17 protein-coding genes and 1 tRNA gene are annotated in these 17,282 nt (G+C 65.8%); 9 read left to right on the top strand and 9 right to left on the bottom strand.

Annotated elements, in window-relative coordinates; genetic code table 11:
• The 4 genes from secA to G3N96_RS19890 all read left to right on the top strand — a co-directional run bounded on the left by secA (position 1) and on the right by G3N96_RS19890 (position 5,514).
• Positions 1–2,799 carry a preprotein translocase subunit SecA gene (gene secA, locus G3N96_RS19905; RefSeq protein WP_124576453.1) on the top strand — a complete coding sequence of 933 codons (2,799 nt, stop codon included), beginning with the start codon at positions 1–3 and terminating at the stop codon, positions 2,797–2,799.
• 144 nt (positions 2,800–2,943) lie between these two features.
• The gene (gene argJ / locus G3N96_RS19900) at positions 2,944–4,185 is read left to right on the top strand and encodes a bifunctional glutamate N-acetyltransferase/amino-acid acetyltransferase ArgJ (protein ID WP_089472107.1); all 1,242 of its coding nucleotides are present in this window, start codon (positions 2,944–2,946) and stop codon (positions 4,183–4,185) included.
• Positions 4,186–4,204: 19 nt separating this feature from the next.
• On the top strand, positions 4,205–5,074 hold the full coding sequence (locus tag G3N96_RS19895) for an ATP-binding protein (RefSeq protein ID WP_089439171.1): 870 nt from the start codon (positions 4,205–4,207) through the stop codon (positions 5,072–5,074).
• Positions 5,071–5,514 carry an NUDIX domain-containing protein gene (locus tag G3N96_RS19890; protein ID WP_124576454.1) on the top strand — a complete coding sequence of 148 codons (444 nt, stop codon included), beginning with the start codon at positions 5,071–5,073 and terminating at the stop codon, positions 5,512–5,514. Before G3N96_RS19895 ends, G3N96_RS19890 begins: the two co-directional genes overlap by 4 nt.
• Before the next feature lie 60 nt (positions 5,515–5,574).
• On the opposite strand, the gene G3N96_RS19885 is transcribed toward G3N96_RS19890, so the two are convergent.
• The 9 genes from G3N96_RS19885 to G3N96_RS19845 all read right to left on the bottom strand — a co-directional run bounded on the left by G3N96_RS19885 (position 5,575) and on the right by G3N96_RS19845 (position 13,454).
• Positions 5,575–5,775, bottom strand: coding sequence for a DNA gyrase inhibitor YacG (locus G3N96_RS19885; RefSeq protein WP_027788444.1), 201 nt, complete (start codon positions 5,773–5,775; stop codon positions 5,575–5,577).
• A 25-nt stretch (positions 5,776–5,800) separates the two neighbouring features.
• Positions 5,801–6,556, bottom strand: coding sequence for a cell division protein ZapD (zapD, locus tag G3N96_RS19880; protein WP_039353119.1), 756 nt, complete (start codon positions 6,554–6,556; stop codon positions 5,801–5,803).
• A 109-nt stretch (positions 6,557–6,665) separates the two neighbouring features.
• The gene (gene coaE / locus G3N96_RS19875; protein WP_124576455.1) at positions 6,666–7,274 is read right to left on the bottom strand and encodes a dephospho-CoA kinase; all 609 of its coding nucleotides are present in this window, start codon (positions 7,272–7,274) and stop codon (positions 6,666–6,668) included.
• A gap of 1 nt (position 7,275) precedes the next feature.
• Positions 7,276–8,187, bottom strand: a complete 912-nt coding sequence (locus G3N96_RS19870; RefSeq protein WP_124576456.1) for an A24 family peptidase — start codon at positions 8,185–8,187, stop codon at positions 7,276–7,278.
• A gap of 45 nt (positions 8,188–8,232) precedes the next feature.
• Positions 8,233–9,444: a type II secretion system F family protein gene (locus G3N96_RS19865; protein WP_206138210.1), complete on the bottom strand. Its 1,212-nt coding sequence runs from the start codon at positions 9,442–9,444 to the stop codon at positions 8,233–8,235.
• Positions 9,441–10,715 (bottom strand): ATPase, T2SS/T4P/T4SS family, encoded by a 1,275-nt coding sequence (locus G3N96_RS19860; protein WP_206138209.1) that lies wholly within the window; start codon positions 10,713–10,715, stop codon positions 9,441–9,443. Before G3N96_RS19860 ends, G3N96_RS19865 begins: the two co-directional genes overlap by 4 nt.
• A gap of 83 nt (positions 10,716–10,798) precedes the next feature.
• Positions 10,799–12,091 (bottom strand): HlyC/CorC family transporter, encoded by a 1,293-nt coding sequence (locus tag G3N96_RS19855; RefSeq protein WP_206138208.1) that lies wholly within the window; start codon positions 12,089–12,091, stop codon positions 10,799–10,801.
• A 141-nt stretch (positions 12,092–12,232) separates the two neighbouring features.
• Positions 12,233–12,309, bottom strand: a tRNA-Pro gene (locus G3N96_RS19850).
• 149 nt (positions 12,310–12,458) lie between these two features.
• Positions 12,459–13,454 (bottom strand): polyprenyl synthetase family protein, encoded by a 996-nt coding sequence (locus G3N96_RS19845; RefSeq protein ID WP_011544516.1) that lies wholly within the window; start codon positions 13,452–13,454, stop codon positions 12,459–12,461.
• Between the two features lie 210 nt (positions 13,455–13,664).
• Here G3N96_RS19845 and rplU point away from each other — a divergent pair, with 210 nt between their 5' ends.
• From rplU to G3N96_RS19820, 5 genes are all read left to right on the top strand, one after another.
• Positions 13,665–13,976, top strand: a complete 312-nt coding sequence (rplU, locus tag G3N96_RS19840; RefSeq protein ID WP_006025184.1) for a 50S ribosomal protein L21 — start codon at positions 13,665–13,667, stop codon at positions 13,974–13,976.
• Between the two features lie 24 nt (positions 13,977–14,000).
• Positions 14,001–14,264: a 50S ribosomal protein L27 gene (gene rpmA / locus G3N96_RS19835; protein ID WP_006476999.1), complete on the top strand. Its 264-nt coding sequence runs from the start codon at positions 14,001–14,003 to the stop codon at positions 14,262–14,264.
• Positions 14,265–14,452: 188 nt separating this feature from the next.
• On the top strand, positions 14,453–15,565 hold the full coding sequence (obgE, locus tag G3N96_RS19830; RefSeq protein ID WP_089455548.1) for a GTPase ObgE: 1,113 nt from the start codon (positions 14,453–14,455) through the stop codon (positions 15,563–15,565).
• A gap of 90 nt (positions 15,566–15,655) precedes the next feature.
• Positions 15,656–16,774: a glutamate 5-kinase gene (proB, locus tag G3N96_RS19825; protein WP_039353092.1), complete on the top strand. Its 1,119-nt coding sequence runs from the start codon at positions 15,656–15,658 to the stop codon at positions 16,772–16,774.
• Between the two features lie 96 nt (positions 16,775–16,870).
• Positions 16,871–17,282: helix-turn-helix domain-containing protein (locus tag G3N96_RS19820; protein ID WP_206138207.1), on the top strand; the 412-nt coding region annotated here is incomplete at its 3' end.

Here is a 17,282-nt window from a genome sequence, read left to right as displayed (position 1 = left end):
ATGACAACCGGTTTTCTCCAGAAAATTTTTGGCAGCCGCAACCAGCGGCTCGTCAAGCAATACCAAAAGACCGTCACGACGATCAATGCGCTCGAAACGCAGATCGAGAAGCTGACGGACGACCAGTTGCGCGGCAAGACGGACGAATTCCGCCAGCGGGTCGCGGCCGGCGAGTCGCTCGACAAGCTGCTGCCCGAGGCCTTCGCGGTCTGCCGCGAGGCCAGCCGTCGCGTGCTGAAGATGCGGCACTTCGACGTGCAGATGATCGGCGGCATGGTGCTCCACTACGGCAAGATCGCGGAAATGCGCACCGGCGAGGGCAAGACGCTCGTCGCGACGCTGCCCGTGTACCTGAATGCGCTGGCAGGCCGCGGCGTGCACGTGGTGACCGTCAACGATTACCTCGCACAGCGCGACGCCGAATGGATGGCGCGCCTTTACAACTTCCTCGGTCTGTCGGTCGGCATCAACCTGTCCGGCATGGAGCATGACCAGAAGCAGCAGGCCTACGCGGCGGACATCACGTACGGCACGAACAACGAATTCGGCTTCGACTACCTGCGCGACAACATGGTCTACGAGACCGACGCGCGCGTGCAGCGGGCCCTGAATTTCGCGGTCGTCGACGAAGTGGACTCGATCCTCATCGACGAGGCGCGTACGCCGCTGATCATTTCGGGCCAGGCCGAAGATCACACCGAGCTGTACGTGCGGATGAACGCGCTGCCGCCGCTGCTCGAGCGCCAGATCGGCGAAGAGAAGGCTGACGGCACGGGCGTCGAGAAGCCGGGCGACTACACGCTCGACGAAAAGGCGCGCCAGGTGTTCCTGACGGAATCGGGCCACGAGAAGGCCGAGCGCCTGCTCGCCGAATGGGGCCTGATCGGCGAGGGCGAGAGCCTGTACGCACCGCAGAACATTACGCTGATGCACCACGTGTACGCGGCGCTGCGCGCGCACACGCTGTTCCACAAGGATCAGCACTACGTCGTGCAGAACGGCGAAGTGGTCATCGTCGACGAATTCACGGGCCGCCTGATGGCCGGCCGCCGCTGGTCCGATGGCCTGCATCAGGCGGTCGAGGCGAAGGAGCACGTGAAGATCCAGAGCGAGAACCAGACGCTCGCGTCGATCACGTTCCAGAACTACTTCCGGATGTACGCGAAGCTGGCCGGCATGACCGGTACCGCCGACACCGAAGCGTACGAATTCAACGAGATCTACGGCCTCGAAACGGTCGTGATCCCGACCAACCGCCCGCCGAAGCGGATCGACAAGCAGGACCAGATCTACAAGACGGCCAAGGAGCGCTATGACGCGGTGATCCGCGACATCCGCGAATGCCACGAACGCGGTCAGCCGGTGCTGGTCGGCACGACGTCGATCGAGAACTCGGAGCTGCTGTCACACCTGCTGAAGCAGGCCGGTCTGCCGCACGAGGTGCTGAACGCGAAGCAGCACGAGCGCGAAGCGGCCATCGTCGCGGAAGCCGGCCGTCCGAAGCGCGTCACGATCGCAACCAACATGGCCGGCCGCGGTACCGACATCGTGCTCGGCGGCAATGCCGAGAAGCAGGCCGCGTTCATCGAGGCCGACGAAGCGATCCCGGCCGACGAGAAGGCGCGCCGCATCCAGCAGTTGCACGACGAGTGGGAAACGCTGCACGAGCAGGTGAAGGCCGCGGGCGGCCTGCACATCATCGGCACCGAGCGCCACGAATCGCGCCGGATCGACAACCAGCTGCGCGGCCGTGCGGGCCGCCAGGGCGATCCAGGCTCGTCGCGCTTCTACCTGTCGCTCGACGATCCGCTGCTGCGCATTTTCGCGGGCGACCGCGTGCGTTCGATCATGGACCGCCTGAAGATGCCGGAAGGCGAGGCGATCGAGGCCGGGATCGTCACGCGCTCGATCGAGTCCGCGCAGCGCAAGGTCGAAGCGCGCAACTTCGACATCCGCAAGCAGCTGCTCGAATACGACGACGTGTCGAACGACCAGCGCAAGGTGATCTACCAGCAGCGTAACGAACTGCTCGAAGCGCACGACATCACCGAGACGATCACCGCGATGCGTCACGGCGTGATTACCGAAGTCGTCCGCCAGTTCGTGCCGGAAGGCAGCATCGAAGAGCAGTGGGACGTGCCCGAGCTCGAGGAAGTGCTGCGCAACGAATGGCAGCTCGACCTCGCGATCCAGGAAATGGTGAACGAGTCCTCGTCGATCACGGCCGAGGAGATCCTCGACGCGGTGACGACGGCCGCCGACGAGCAGTACGAGGCGAAGGTCGCGATGGTCGGCCGCGAATCGTTCAGCGCGTTCGAGCGCTCGGTGATGCTGCAGACGGTCGACCGTCTGTGGCGGGAGCACCTCGCGGCGCTCGACCACCTGCGCCAGGGCATCCACCTGCGCGGCTATGCGCAGAAGAATCCGAAGCAGGAATACAAGCGCGAAGCGTTCGAACTGTTCGCCGCGATGCTCGAAGCGATCAAGCAGGAAGTCACGCGCGTCGTGATGAACGTGCAGATCCAGTCGCCGGAACAGCTCGAGCAGGCCGCCGAGCAGATCGAGGAGCGTGGCGGTCATCTCGAGAACGTCGAGTACCAGCACGCCGATTACGCGGAAGCCGGTGCGCCGGTGGCCAACGTCGCGGCTGCCGTGGCCGCCACGGCGACAGCCGACATGGTCGGTAGTGCGATGACGCACAGCGGCCCCGGCGGCGAAATGCCGAGGGTCGGCCGCAACGACCCGTGCCCGTGCGGCAGCGGCAAGAAGTACAAGCAATGTCACGGGAAGCTGTCATGATCGACGGCGGTGCGCATCACGCGTGCCGCTTCATTCGCAGCTTCGCGTGAGTGATGTGAGTTGCGGCGGCCCGCGCGTGCAGCCGCTGGTTCTTCCAATCGATGCCGGCGCATGCCGGCATTTTCCATCCGGCAGGTGTGCCCCATGGCTGTCAATTTTCCGTCGATCGATCCCGCCCAACTGCATCCCGTCGCCGGCGTCACGCTCGGCTGGGCGGAAGCGAACATCCGCAAGCCGAATCGCAAGGACGTGCTGGTCATCTCCGTCGACGAAGGCGCGACGGTCGCGGGCGTGTTCACCGAAAACCGTTTCTGCGCAGCGCCGGTCACCGTCTGCCGCGAGCATCTGGCGAAGGTGCGCGCGGGCGGCGCGGGCATTCGCGCGCTCGTCGTGAATACGGGCAATGCGAACGCGGGCACCGGCGAGCCGGGCCTCGTGAACGCACGCGAAACCTGCACGGAACTCGCGCGCCTCGCGGGCATCGAGCCGGCGCAGGTGCTGCCGTTCTCGACCGGCGTGATCCTCGAGCCGCTGCCGATCGATCGCCTGAAGGCCGGCCTGCCGGCCGCGCTCGCGAACCGCAAGGCCGCGAACTGGTTCGACGCCGCGCAAGCGATCATGACGACGGACACGCTGCCGAAGGCCACGTCGCGCCAGGTGACGATCGACGGCCATACGGTCACGCTGACGGGCATCAGCAAGGGCGCGGGCATGATCAAGCCGAACATGGCAACGATGCTCGGCTTCCTGGCGTTCGACGCGAACGTCGCGCAGCCGGTGCTCGACACGCTCGTAAAGGAAGTCGCGGATCGCTCGTTCAACTGCATCACGATCGACGGCGACACGTCGACGAACGACTCGTTCATCCTGATCGCGTCAGGCAAGAGCACGCTGCCGGCGATCACGTCGACCGATTCGCCGGCCTACGCGGCGCTGCGCGATGCGGTGACGGAAGTTGCGCAGGTGCTGTCGCAACTGATCGTGCGCGATGGCGAAGGCGCGACGAAATTCATGACAGTGCAGGTCGAAGGCGGCAAGAACGTCGCGGAATGCCGCCAGATCGCTTATGCGATCGGCCATTCGCCGCTCGTGAAGACGGCGTTCTACGCATCCGACCCCAACCTCGGCCGGATTCTCGCGGCGATTGGCTATGCGGGCGTCGCGGATCTGGACGTCGACAAGATCGACCTCTATCTCGACGACGTGCTCGTCGCGAAGGCGGGCGGCCGCAACCCGGCTTACCAGGAAGAAGACGGCCAGCGTGTGATGAAGCAGAGCGAAATCACGATTCGCGTGCTGCTCGGCCGCGGCGACGCGCAGGCCACCATCTGGACGTGCGACCTGTCGCACGACTACGTGAGCATCAACGCGGATTACCGCTCCTGATCGGGAGCGTTCGAACGACATGGACAAGCTTGAACAGTTTCTGACGCGTGCCGAAGCGCTGCTCGGCCGTCTCGAGGGGATGCTGCCGCCCGCGCCGGCTGCGGTCGACTGGAATGCCGCGCACGCGTTCCGCTGGCGCAAGCGCCAGGGGCGCGGCTATCTGCAGCCGGTGCCGGCCGTGTCGTCGATCACGCTCGGCGACCTGCACAATATCGATCGCCAGAAAGGGCTGATCGAACAGAACACGCGGCAGTTCGTGCAGCAGAAGCCGGCCAACAACGTGCTGCTGACCGGCGCGCGCGGTACCGGCAAATCGTCGCTGATCAAGGCGTGCCTGAACGCGTATGCGAACGACGGCCTGCGCCTGATCGAAGTCGACAAGGACGACCTGCACGATCTCGGCGACATCGTCGACCTGATCTCGCAGCGTCCCGAGCGCTTCATCGTGTTTTGCGACGACCTGTCGTTCGAGGAAGGCGAGTCGGGCTACAAGGCGCTGAAGGTCGCGCTCGACGGCTCGATCGCCGCGCAGTCGGACAACGTGCTGATCTACGCGACGTCGAACCGCCGCCATCTGCTGCCTGAGTACATGAGCGACAACGAGTCGTACAAGCATCTTCCGGATGGCGAGATTCACCCCGGCGAAGTCGTCGAGGAAAAGATCTCGCTCTCGGAGCGCTTCGGCCTGTGGGTCAGCTTCTATCCGTTCAAGCAGGACGACTACCTCGACATCGTCGGGCACTGGCTGCGTCATTTCGGCTGCCCGGATGCGGAAATCGAATCCGCACGCGGCGATGCGCTCGTGTGGGCGCTCGAGCGCGGTTCGCGGTCGGGACGCGTCGCGTGGCAGTTTGCGCGTGACTGGTCGGGCCGCAAGGAGCAGGCATGAGCGCGGGTCCCGCACAAGGCGCGGTGCGCGCGCCCGATGGCCGCAAGGTGACGGAAGTCGCGGTCGGCGTGATGGTGCAGCCGGACGGAAGCTACCTGCTCGCGCAGCGGCTGCAAGGTAAGCCGTATGAAGGCTACTGGGAGTTTCCGGGCGGCAAGCTGGAGGCCGGTGAAAGCGTCGAGGACGCGCTTGCGCGCGAACTGCACGAGGAGCTCGGCATCGAAGTCACGGCCAGCCACCGCTGGCACACGCTCGAGCACGATTATCCGCATGCGTACGTGCGGCTGTATTTCTGCAAGGTGACGGGCTGGACGGGCGAGCCGCACAGCAAGGAAGGGCAGGCGTTCGTGTGGCAGCAACTGCCGGTCGCCGTCGCGCCGCTGTTGCCGGCCGCGCTGCCGGTGCTCGAACTGCTCGAGAAGGAAGCCGCGTCGAACTGACGCCATGATGGCCTGCCGGAAAGGCGGGCCATATCACTAGCAGGCGGTGCGGCGCGCCGCTCAGCTGTCGCGGCGGCCGTCCGTGCCGTCTTCTTCCGACGAGGGGCCCTCGTCGGAGGATCCACCGATCCGGTACTTTTCCGCGGCCCATGCGCCGAGGTCGAGCTGCTTGCAGCGGGCCGAGCAGAACGGGCGGAACTGATTTTCGGGCGTCCAGCGCACTTCGGCGCCACACGACGGGCATTTCACAACGGTAGTCATACGAAAGCGATCCGGCCCGCGGCCGTTACAGATTGCACAGTGTCAGATGGAACGGCACGTCGATATCCACCGCGCGCGGACGCACATCGCCGTCCTGCATGGTGAACCGTACCCACAGCATGTATTTGTTCGCGCTCGCTTCGGGAATGACGCGCAACTCCGGCGGCACGCGCACCTGCATCAGCTGGTAGGTGCGGCCGGACAGCATCTGCTGGTAGCTGCCTTGCATCGCCATGACCTTCGACGCCTGACCCGATTCGCGCGCGAGCCGCAGCACGATCGTCACAGCATCGCGAAGCGGCAGCATCGGCAGGATCCACTTCGCGATGTCCTGACGCCGCTGCTCAGCGGGCCACTGCTGCCATGCGTAGTACGACGGCAGGTCGAACTTGCATGTGCCGCCGGGAATCACCGCACGGCTGCGGATGCTGGCGAGCCACTCGTTGTCGACGAGGTGCTGCCCGGTCTTGCCCTGCATCTGCGCGAGGTTCGCGAGCGTCTGCTCGATTTCGCCGAGCACGGCTTCGAGCGCGTTCTGCTCGATGCCCGGATTGCCGCGAAAGGGGGCGAGCGTCTGGCGCTGACGTTCGAGCTCCTTCATCAGATCCGATTTCAGGTCCGCGCGGCCCGTTACCTCGGCGATTTCGAACAGCGTCGTCAGCGCGACGTGGTGTTCACGCGGGTCCTCCTGAGCCAAAAAGAACGCGAAGCGCTCGAAGAGATCTTCGAGGCGCAACAGCGTGCGAATTCGCTCGTTGAACGGATACTCGTAAAGAATCAAGCGCGCTCGCCTCTTGGGTAGGGATTGAAACAATGCAGGACATTCTAATGCTCACTCTCTACCCTAGCAACGCGCCAATTTCGTACACCATCACGATTGGGCTCGCGGTTCAGCGCGCGGCGGCCGCAAACGCGAGATAGCGTTGGTGCAGTGCATCGACCTGTGCGGCGAGCGTGTCGGGTGTCGTCGCGTCGTTGACGATCACGTCGTCGGCCGCCGCGAGGCGCGCTTCGCGCGTTGCCTGTTTCGCGATGATCGCTTCGACCTGCTCGCGCGTGAAGCCGTTGCGCCGCATCACGCGTGCGATCTGCGTGTCGACCGGGCAATCGACGACGAGTACGCGGTCGCTGCGCGCCTTCCAGTTGCCTGACTCGACGAGCAGCGGCACGACGAACATCACGTACGGGCCCTGCGCTTCGCGGGCTTCGCGATCGGTTTCCGCGCGGATCAGCGGATGCGTGATCGCTTCAAGGCGCCGGAGCGCGGCGTCGTCGCTGAAGATCAGCGTGCGCATCTTCGCACGGTCGAGCGAGCCGTCGGCGGCAACGAAGCCGCGGCCGAATGCCTGTTCGATCGCGGGCATCGCGAGGCCGCCCGGTGCGGTGATGCGATGGGCGATCAGATCGGTATCGACCAGTGACGCGCCGCGGGCGCCGAACATGTCGGCGACGGTCGTCTTGCCGCTGCCGATGCCGCCGGTGAGTCCAATTGCGAACATGTCAGCCTCCGAGCGCCGAATAAAACGGGGTGCCGAAAAACAGCGTCGCGGCGCCGCCTGCCGCGAGGAACGGGCCGAACGGAATCGGCTCCTCGAAGCGCATGCGGCCGCGCCAGGTCGCGATGAGCCCGACGATCGCGCCCGTCACCGCGGCGAACAGCACGACCTGCGGCAATGCGGCCCAGCCCATCCATGCGCCGAGCGCGGCGAGCAGCTTGAGGTCGCCAAAACCGATGCCCTCGATGCCGCGCAGCCATTTGAACAGCCAGTAGATCGCCCACAGGAACAGGTAGCCGGCCATGGCCCCGATCACCGCCGAGCGCAGCGACGTGAACGTGCCGCCGAGGTTCAGCGCGATCCCGGCCCAGAGGAGCGGCAGCGTCATCGAGTCGGGCAGGTAGCCCGTCCGGATATCGATCGCGCTCATCGCGAGCAGCGCAGCGCACAGCGCGAACGCGGCAAGCGCGGCGACGGTCGGGCCGAATACCGCGAGCGAGCCGGCGGCGAGCAGCGCGCACGCGAGCTCGACGAGCGGATATACGATGCCGATCCCGTGGCCGCAGCGCCGGCAGCGCCCGCGCAGCATCAGAAAGCTGACGAGCGGGATGTTTTCCCATGCGCGCAGCACGTGGCCGCAATGCGGGCAGGCGCTGCGCGGGCGCCACAAATCGTAGCGCGGCGGGTAGCCGTCGTCGGGCGGGGCGCTCGCGTTGCCGGTCGCTTCATCGATTTCGGCCTGCCACGCACGCTGCATCATCACGGGCAGCCGGTGGACGACCACGTTCAGGAAGCTGCCGACGCAAAGGCCGACGACGACCGCGAACGCATACTGCAGCGCGGGCGGCAGCATCGCCAGCGCGAGCAGCGTGCTCTCGGGCGAATCGGTAACGGAATACAGGGGCGCTGGCGTCATGAGGCTCACGGATGGGACTAAAAGGCGACAGAATCGGTTGCGATGCTACACCACGTTGCCGAGCTGAAGGATGGGCAGGTACATCGCGATCACGAGGCCGCCGACGAGTGCGCCCAGTACGATCACGATCAGCGGTTCGCCGAGCGCGGCGAGTGCATCGAGACGCGCGTCGAGCTGGCGTTCGCACAGCGCCGCGATGTCGGCGAGCATCGCGTCGAGCGCACCCGTCTCCTCGGCGACGGCAATCGGCTGCACGACGTCGTCCGGGAAGCAGCCGGCCGACTGCATGGCGTCCGCGAGGCGTGCGCCGCGTAGCACGCGGGCCGCGATGTGCGCAGTGGCGTGCTCGAACACCGGATGGCCGGCGGTGCGCTCGAGTGTGGCGAAGGCGTCGGCGAGCGGCACACCGGCGCCGAGCAGCGTCGCCAGCGAGCGGCACCAGCGTGCGGCCGCATACCGGCTGAGCGCGCTACCCGCGAGCGGCGCGTGCAGCAGCCGCCGAGCGACAGCGTGGCGCAGCGGTGCCGACCGCCGCAGCGCGTGATGCGCGGCCAGCCCGGCTGCCGCGGCAATGGAAAGGAGCCCACCGCCCCATGCCGATAGCGCGGAAGACAGCGCGAGCAGCGCGCGGGTCGGCGCCGGCAGTGCGGCGCCGAACCCGTCGAAGATCTGACGGAACGTCGGTACCACCCACACCATCAACGCGGCCGAGATCGCGAGCCCGAACAGGATGACGGCCGCCGGGTACGCGAGCGCGGCCCGCAGCTTGCGCCACTGCGCGTCGGTGCGCTCGCGGTGTTCCGCGACCCGCGTCAGCACGATGCCGAGCGAGCCGGACGCTTCGCCGACCTCGATCAGCTGGCGATACAGCGTGCCGAACTGGGATGGATAGCGTGCGAGTGCATCGGCGAAGCGACGGCCGCCGCCGATCTCGCGGGCGAGACCTGCGGCGATGCGCGGTAGGCCATCGTGTGGCCGCGTACGCGCGAGCATCTCGAGCGACGGCGCGAGCGGCAACCCGGCCTGGAGCAGGCTCGCGAGCTGGCGCGTGAAGCGCGTGACGTCCCGCGCGTTGGCCGTGGGCGGTCGGGCCGCTCCGCGGACATCGAGCGACAGTACGGCGATGCCGTCGCGTGCGAGCGCGGCACGTGCGCTCGCGGCGTCGAATGCGATGACGGTCCCGCGGCGCGACGTGCCGTCGCGACGGCGGCCACGCCACGCGAAGCGGGTTTCGCGCGGCGGCGTGTGCATGCTCATGCGGCAGGTGTCGCGGCGAGGGCTTCCGCGATGCTCGTCGTGCCGTCACGGACGCGCGCGAGCGCCGCGTCGCGCAGACTGCGCACGCCTTCGGCCGCCGCGCATTGCGCGAGTTCGCCAACACTCGCCCGTGCGACGATGCGTTCCGCCAGCCCGGACGATACCGGCATCGTCTGATGCAGGCCGACGCGGCCGCGATAGCCGATGCCGTGACAGGCCGGACAGCCTCGTGCAACGAACGGCCGCCATCCGGTTGCGAGGGCAGCCGGGTCGCAGCCGGCTTCGCGCAGGACGGGCACCGGTGCGTCCGAGTGCACGCGGCAGGCGGTGCACAGCCGCCGGACGAGGCGCTGCGCGGTGACGAGGTGCAACGCGGCCGCGAGGTTGTACGGTGCGACGCCGATGTCGAGCAGCCGCGCGACGGCGGCCGGCGCGTCGTTCGTGTGCAGCGTCGACAGCACGAGATGGCCGGTCTGCGCGGCCTTGATCGCGACGTCGGCCGTCTCCGCATCGCGAATCTCGCCGACCATGATGATGTCCGGATCCTGCCGCAAGAGCGCGCGCAGTGCAGTCGCGAACGTGAGCCCGGCCTTTTCGGCGACACCGACCTGGCTGATGCCGTCGAGCTGGATCTCGGCGGGATCCTCGACCGTGCAGACGTTGTGCGCGTCGCGATCGAGCATCTGCAGCGCGCAGTAGAGCGACAGCGTCTTGCCGCTGCCGGTCGGACCCGTGACGAGTACGAGACCATGCGGGGCGCGTATCGCGGCCTCCATCGCGGCCGCCTGCTGCGTGTCGAAGCCGAGGCGGGCAAGGGTGAGGTCGATCGGCATGGTTTCGAGCCGCCGCAGCACCAGCTTTTCACCGAACAACGTGGGCAGCGAACTGACCCGGTAGTCGCCGCGCGTACCGCCGTCGATCACGATGCGCAGCCTGCCGTCCTGCGGGAGCCGTCGTTCGGCGATGTCCATGCGCGCGAGCACCTTGATCCGTGTGACGAGCGCGTCGCGCAGATGAAGGGGCGGCCGTGCATGTTCGTGCAGCACGCCGTCGATGCGCAGGCGGATGCGCCAGCCGGCTTCGAATGGTTCGACGTGAATGTCGGATGCATCGCGTACGCGCGCCGCATGAAGCGTGTCCGTCAGCAGCCGCACGGCCGGCGCGTCGTCGAGCTGGGCCGCGTCGAGCGCGCGCGGTGCGGTGGCGGGCGACGCATCGGCGTGGGCGGGCGGCTGCGTGCGCAGCGGCGCCCCTGGAGGAGGGAAATGCATGTGAGCCGGCACGCTGGCCGCCTGTTGACCGTGACCAGCAGATGGTCGCGCGTCACGGGCGGCGCCGGCAGTCAGCCGTTCGGCTAGCGCGACGTGGCGCGTGCGGTGCGCGAGCTGCGCGGCTTGAAGAGCTTGACGGTGCGCACGGCCTGATCGTCGCTGCGCATCACCTCGAGCATGACGTCACCGATTTTCAGGCACACGTCGTCTTCCGGAATTTCCTCGAGGATTTCGAGCACCAGGCCGTTCAGCGTCTTCGGCCCGTCGGTCGGCAGCTTCAGATGCAGCCAGCGATTCAGTTCGCGCAGCGGCATGCTCGCCGAAACGATGCATTCGCCGTTCTCGTCCCAGCCGCCCTTGCGCTCGCTGCGCGGCAGTGACGTCGTGAATTCGCCGATCAGTTCCTCGATGATGTCTTCGGGCGTCACGAGCCCTTCGAGCTCGCCGTATTCGTTGACGACGAGCGCGGTCCGCTGCCGGGTTTCCTGGAAAAACTGGAGCTGCTGGACCACCGGCGTGCCGGACGGCACGTAGTACGGCTCGGCGAGCAGCGCGCGCAGCGTCTCGCGGTCGAATTCCTGGTTGTGCAGCGCGGTCAGCGTCTTGCGGACGTGCAACACGCCGAGCACCTTGTCGATGTCGCCTTCGTAGACGACGAGCCGGTTGTGATAGCAGGTCTCGAGCTGGTGCAGGACGTCGTCGAGCGGCGCGTAGAAATTGAGCGACTCGATCTGGCGGCGCGGCACCATCACGTCGTCGACCGTGATGTTCTCGAGGTCGAACAGGTTGAGCAGGATGCTGCGGTGCTTGGTCGGCATGAAACTGCTCGACTCGAGCACGATGGCCCGCAGCTCGTCGGCCGACATTCGCTGGTCGCGACCCTTCTTCGTGTTGATGCGCAGCACCCACAGCACGCCGTTCGCGAGGGCGTTGACGAACCAGACGACGGGCTTGAACACGCGCATCAGCGGCGCGATCACGAGGCTCGCGGGCAGCGCGATGCGTTCGGGGAACGTCGCGCCGACGATCTTCGGCGCGATTTCGGCGAACACGATGATCAGGAACGCGACGATGCCGGTCGCGATCGACAGCGCGAGGTTGTTGCGACCGAACGTATGCAGCGCGAGCGACGTCGTCAGGACCGGGATGATCGTGTTGAACAGGTTGTTGCCGATCAGGATCACGCTGAGCAGCAGGTCAGTGCGCGTGAGCAGGCCTTGCGTGGTTTTCGCGCCGAGTGCGCCCTGGCTGGCGAGATGCTTCAGCCGATGGCGGTTGAGCGCCATCATCGCGGTCTCGGAAATCGAAAAGAAGCTGGAACAGAGGAGAAGCAGGAAGACGGCGCCGATTTGCGCCCATAAGGGAATTTGGTCCACGCGTTGGAAGGGCAGTGAAGGACTGGGATGGGAGAAATATAGCAGAGGCCGGCGACTGCGATGTGTCGTGCGCGACACGAGGGGCCTGCGGCGGCCGGGTAAAAAAAAACCGTGCACGAAGTGCACGGTTTTTTAAAAATCTGGTCGGGGTGAGAGGATTCGAACCTCCGGCCTCTACGTCCCGAACGTAGCGCTCTACCAGGCTAAGCTACACCCCGATTTTTGCTCTTTGGACTTCGCTGCTTTCGTTAAGAATCGCTGCGTCGTCACAAGCAAGAACGTAACTATAACGATGTTTTTTCTAAAAGGGAATACTTTGATGAAGAAAATTTTCGAGGCAAGGCATCGCTTCGCGTTCGCGGCGTGTTTACGACTGCCGCGACGTCGAGTATGAGCACAACCCGAGCAGGCTTTCCTTATAGATCGAGTCCGGGAACGCGGCAATCGCCGCGGCTGCCGCCTGCGCTTCCTGGCGTGCGCATTCGAGCGTGTGATCCAGTGCGCCCGAGCGCGTGATTGCTTCGAAGATCGTGTCGAAGCGATCGGTGCCGCCCTGTTCGATCGCTTCGCGTGCCAGCGCCGACTGTTCGGGCGTGCCGCGTTCGATCAGATAGATGAGCGGCAGCGTCGGCTTGCCTTCGCGAAGGTCGTCGCCGGCATTCTTGCCCATTGCCTCGGCGGTGCCCGCGTAGTCGAGCCAGTCGTCCATGATCTGGAATGCAGTGCCGATCCGGCGGCCGTATTCGGCGGCGGCCGCCTCGGTCGGCGCATCGGCGCCCGCGAGTACCGCGCCCAGACGTGCCGAGGCCTCGAACAGCTTGGCCGTCTTGTAACGGATCACCTGCATGTAGCGTGTTTCGTCGACGTCCGCGTCGTGCATGTTGAGGAGCTGCAGCACCTCGCCTTCGGAAATGATCGTCGTCGCTTCCGACAGGATCTCCATCACGCGCATCTTGCCGACGCCGACCATCATCTCGAACGAGCGCGAATAGAGGTAGTCGCCGACCAGCACGCTCGCCGCGTTACCGAACAGCGCATTGGCGGTCTGGCGGCCGCGGCGCAGCTCGGATTCGTCGACGACGTCGTCATGCAGCAGCGTGGCCGTGTGGATGAACTCGACGACGGCGGCCAGCACGTGCCGCTGGTGCGACGTCTCGCCGAGCGCGCCGGCGACGAGCAGCAGCAATGCCGGACGCAGCCGCTTGCCGCCCGCGCCGATGATGTACTCGGCGATCTGGTTGATCAGCAGCACATCGGACGCGAGGCTTTGCCGGATAACGCGATTCACCTGCTCCATGTCACTGGTGATCGGAGCGAGCAGATGGGCGGCGCTGAGGGTGGGGGAGGCGGTGGACGACGACATGATGATGGAATTGGGTGATGCCGCGGATTATAAGTCGAATCCGCGATATGCCGGTCTGTCAGACGTACCAGCGGCGCGATTTTGGCCGTCCGGTAGAGGCCTGCGCGCGGCAATCGTCGATCGGCTTTGACTTGGGTGCTAACCCCATGTATAATCACGTGTTTTCCGCGCGTGGTGTGCGGAAAAATTGGATCCAGAGTGAGGTTCTCAATGTACGCGGTCATAAAAACCGGCGGCAAGCAGTACAAGGTTGCCGTTGGCGAAAAACTCAAAGTAGAACAGATACCGGCTGACATTGACGCTGAAATCACGCTCGACCAGGTTCTCGCAGTGGGCGAAGGCGAATCGATTAAGTTCGGTACGCCGCTGGTCAGTGGGGCTTCCGTCAAGGCCACCGTTGTGTCGCACGGTCGTCATGCCAAGGTCACCATCTTCAAGATGCGTCGCCGGAAGCACTACCAAAAGCACGGCGGCCACCGCCAGAACTACACTGAGCTGCGCATCGACGCGATCAACGCGTAAGCGCCTCGGTAAAGGAGCAATCAGATGGCACACAAAAAGGCAGGCGGCTCTTCCCGGAACGGCCGCGACTCCGAGTCGAAACGTCTCGGCGTGAAAGTGTACGGCGGCCAGGCAATCAATGCCGGCGGCATCATCGTGCGTCAGCGCGGTACGCGCATGCACGCAGGCGAGAACGTCGGCATGGGCAAGGATCACACCCTGTTCGCGCTGGTCGACGGTCACGTCAAGTTCGCGACGAAGGGCGCGGACAAGAAGCATCTGGTCATCGTTGTCCCGGCGGCTGCCTAAGTTCAGGCACCCACGGGCTTCGTAGCCGAAAGGCCCCGCAGTCTTCGCGGGGCCTTTTTTTATTTGGCCGCCGGGCGCGTGTGCGTTTGGGCGGCCATCGCGCAACCGGCGTACGATCGGCCGAACGGCAGATTGTTCAAGCGCGCCGGCGCGCGGCACAATAGCGGAAATACTGGGCGGAGTGACGAATGAAGTTCATTGACGAAGCACGAATCGAAGTCATCGCCGGAGACGGAGGCGATGGCAGTGCGTCGATGCGCCGCGAGAAATTCGTCCCGTTCGGCGGGCCGGACGGCGGCGACGGCGGCCGGGGCGGTAGCGTATACGCGATCGCCGACCGCAACATCAACACGCTGATCGACTACCGCTACGCGAAGAAGCACCTGGCGCGCAACGGCGAAAACGGGCGCGGATCGGATTGCTACGGCAAGGGCGGCGACGATGTCACGCTGCGCATGCCGGTCGGCACGATGATCAGCGACATGGATACCGGCGAGCTGATCGCCGACCTGACCGAGCACGACCAGCAGGTCATGCTTGCACAGGGCGGCGCCGGCGGGCTCGGCAACCTGCATTTCAAGTCGAGCACGAACCGCGCGCCGCGCCAGAAGACGGACGGCAAGCCCGGCGAGCGTCGCATGCTGAAGCTCGAGCTGAAGGTGCTCGCCGATGTCGGTCTGCTCGGCATGCCGAACGCAGGCAAGTCGACGTTCATCTCGTCGGTGTCGAACGCGCGGCCGAAGATTGCCGACTACCCGTTCACGACGCTTGCGCCGAATCTCGGCGTGGTGCGCGTCGGCCCGAGCAAGAGCTTCGTGATCGCCGACATCCCGGGGTTGATCGAGGGCGCCGCCGAAGGCGCGGGCCTCGGCCATCAGTTCCTGCGCCACCTGCAGCGCACCGGCGTGCTGCTGCATCTGGTCGATCTCGCGCCGTTCGACGAAAGCGTCGATCCAGTGGCGGAAGCGACGGCGATCGTCGGCGAGCTGCGCAAGTACGACGAAGCGCTCTACGAGAAGCCGCGCTGGCTCGTGCTCAACAAGCTCGACATGGTGCCGGAAGACGAGCGCAAGGCGCGGGTCGCGGATTTCCTCGAGCGCTTCGAGTGGGACGGCCCCGTGTTCGAGATCTCGGCACTGACCGGCCAGGGTTGTGAAGCGCTGTGCTACGCGATCTACGACTACCTCTCCGAACATTCGGACGCGCATCGCGCCGCGGAGGCGGAAGATCTCGCGGCAGACGTGCGTTTCCGCGATGCGCCGCCTGCCAAGGGCGATGCAGCGCCGGGCGACGACGCCTGAGCGATTCCGGAACGCGCCGGGCGTGCCGCCCGGCGCCGGCGTTCAATCGCGCCCGGTCGGAAAGGCAGCAGATACAGGAGACAGTGCAGGATGCGTTCGATCATCGCGGATTCGAAGCGATTGGTGGTGAAGGTGGGCTCCAGCCTCGTGACCAACGACGGCAAGGGGCTCGATCATGCGGCAATCGGCCGTTGGGCGGCCCAGATTGCCGCACTGCGCGCGCAGGGCAAGGAAGTCGTGCTCGTCAGTTCGGGCGCGATTGCCGAAGGGATGCAGCGGCTCGGCTGGAGCAAGCGACCGCGGGAAATCGACGAGTTGCAGGCTGCCGCCGCAGTCGGCCAGATGGGGCTCGCGCAGGTCTATGAAAGCCGCTTCACCGAGCACGACATCCGCACCGCGCAGATCCTGCTGACGCATGCCGACCTGGCGGACCGCGAGCGTTACCTGAATGCGCGTTCGACGATGCTGACGCTGTTGCGGCTTGGCGTCGTGCCGATCATCAACGAGAACGACACGGTCGTCACCGACGAAATCAAGTTCGGCGACAACGACACGCTCGGCGCGCTCGTTGCAAACCTGATCGAAGGCGATGCCCTGATCATCCTGACCGACCAGTCGGGGCTGTTCACGGCCGATCCGCGCAAGGACCCGAACGCGACGCTCGTTGCGGAAGCCAATGCAGGTGCGCCGGAACTCGAGGCGATGGCCGGCGGCGCGGGCTCCAGCCTCGGCCGTGGCGGGATGCTGACGAAGATCCTCGCGGCGAAGCGCGCGGCGCACAGCGGCGCGAACACCGTGATCGCGAGCGGCCGGGAGGCCGACGTGCTCGTGCGTCTGGCGGCCGGTGAGGCGATCGGCACGCAACTGATCGCACGTACCGCGCGGATGGCGGCGCGCAAGCAGTGGATGGCCGACCATCTTCAGGTGCGCGGCCATGTCGTGATCGACGCAGGCGCGGTCGAGAAGCTGACGGCCGGCGGCAAGAGCCTGCTGCCGATCGGCGTGATCGACGTGCAGGGCGCGTTCGCGCGCGGCGAAGTCATCGCGTGCGTCGGCCCCGACGGACGCGAAGTGGCGCGTGGGCTCACGAACTACAGCAGTGCGGAGACGAAACTGATTCACCGCAAGCCGAGCGGCGAGATCGAATCCGTGCTCGGCTACATGCTCGAGCCCGAATTGATCCATCGCGACAACCTGGTGCTGGTGTGACCATTCGTGCCGGTTCCGGCCGTCAAGCGAAAAAGCCCGCGTGATTGAACTGCACCCCAGAAGTTGGACACTGATCCAGCCTTTGGGGTGTTTTTCATGGCGAAGTACGACGAGCGGTTTCGACTGCAGGTAGTTCAGGAGTATCTGGGAGGAGAGACGAGCACACGCATGCTTGCAACTCGTCACGGGGTTGGACGCACGGTCATCCGGCGCTGGGTGGCGAGCTATCGGGAGCACGGCGCGGCCGGGCTGAAAAGGAAAGTCGCTCAGTACGACGCCCGGTTCAAGCTATCGGTGCTACAGCGCATGCAGCGCGACGGGCTGTCGTATGGCCAAACGGCAGCGTTATTCGACATTCGAAGCGCTGGGCACGTGTCAACCTGGGCGCGCCTGTATCATGAGGGCGGTTTCGATGCACTGTCCCCTCGTCGACGAGGGCGCCCCCGAAAGATGGCCACTTCACTTCCGCCCAAACCCACTGAAGCCGGTTCGCCGGATGAACGCTCGC

It is taken from the genome of Burkholderia sp. Se-20373 (assembly GCF_017104705.1).
GTDB lineage: Bacteria > Pseudomonadota > Gammaproteobacteria > Burkholderiales > Burkholderiaceae > Burkholderia.
This window is presented reverse-complemented; position numbering and strand designations above follow the sequence as displayed.

Bases quoted from the DNA above. Each gene is read 5' to 3' on its own strand.
- rpmA (WP_006476999.1), top strand. From the start codon at position 14,001: ATGGCACACAAAAAGGCAGGCGGCTCTTCCCGGAACGGCCGCGACTCC.
- argJ (WP_089472107.1), top strand. From the start codon at position 2,944: ATGGCTGTCAATTTTCCGTCGATCGATCCCGCCCAACTGCATCCCGTC.
- G3N96_RS19845 (WP_011544516.1), bottom strand. From the start codon at position 13,454: ATGTCGTCGTCCACCGCCTCCCCCACCCTCAGCGCCGCCCATCTGCTC.
- secA (WP_124576453.1), top strand. From the start codon at position 1: ATGACAACCGGTTTTCTCCAGAAAATTTTTGGCAGCCGCAACCAGCGG.
- coaE (WP_124576455.1), bottom strand. From the start codon at position 7,274: ATGTTCGCAATTGGACTCACCGGCGGCATCGGCAGCGGCAAGACGACC.
- obgE (WP_089455548.1), top strand. From the start codon at position 14,453: ATGAAGTTCATTGACGAAGCACGAATCGAAGTCATCGCCGGAGACGGA.
- G3N96_RS19890 (WP_124576454.1), top strand. From the start codon at position 5,071: ATGAGCGCGGGTCCCGCACAAGGCGCGGTGCGCGCGCCCGATGGCCGC.
- proB (WP_039353092.1), top strand. From the start codon at position 15,656: ATGCGTTCGATCATCGCGGATTCGAAGCGATTGGTGGTGAAGGTGGGC.
- G3N96_RS19870 (WP_124576456.1), bottom strand. From the start codon at position 8,187: ATGACGCCAGCGCCCCTGTATTCCGTTACCGATTCGCCCGAGAGCACG.
- G3N96_RS19860 (WP_206138209.1), bottom strand. From the start codon at position 10,715: ATGCATTTCCCTCCTCCAGGGGCGCCGCTGCGCACGCAGCCGCCCGCC.
- G3N96_RS19885 (WP_027788444.1), bottom strand. From the start codon at position 5,775: ATGACTACCGTTGTGAAATGCCCGTCGTGTGGCGCCGAAGTGCGCTGG.
- rplU (WP_006025184.1), top strand. From the start codon at position 13,665: ATGTACGCGGTCATAAAAACCGGCGGCAAGCAGTACAAGGTTGCCGTT.
- G3N96_RS19895 (WP_089439171.1), top strand. From the start codon at position 4,205: ATGGACAAGCTTGAACAGTTTCTGACGCGTGCCGAAGCGCTGCTCGGC.
- G3N96_RS19865 (WP_206138210.1), bottom strand. From the start codon at position 9,444: ATGAGCATGCACACGCCGCCGCGCGAAACCCGCTTCGCGTGGCGTGGC.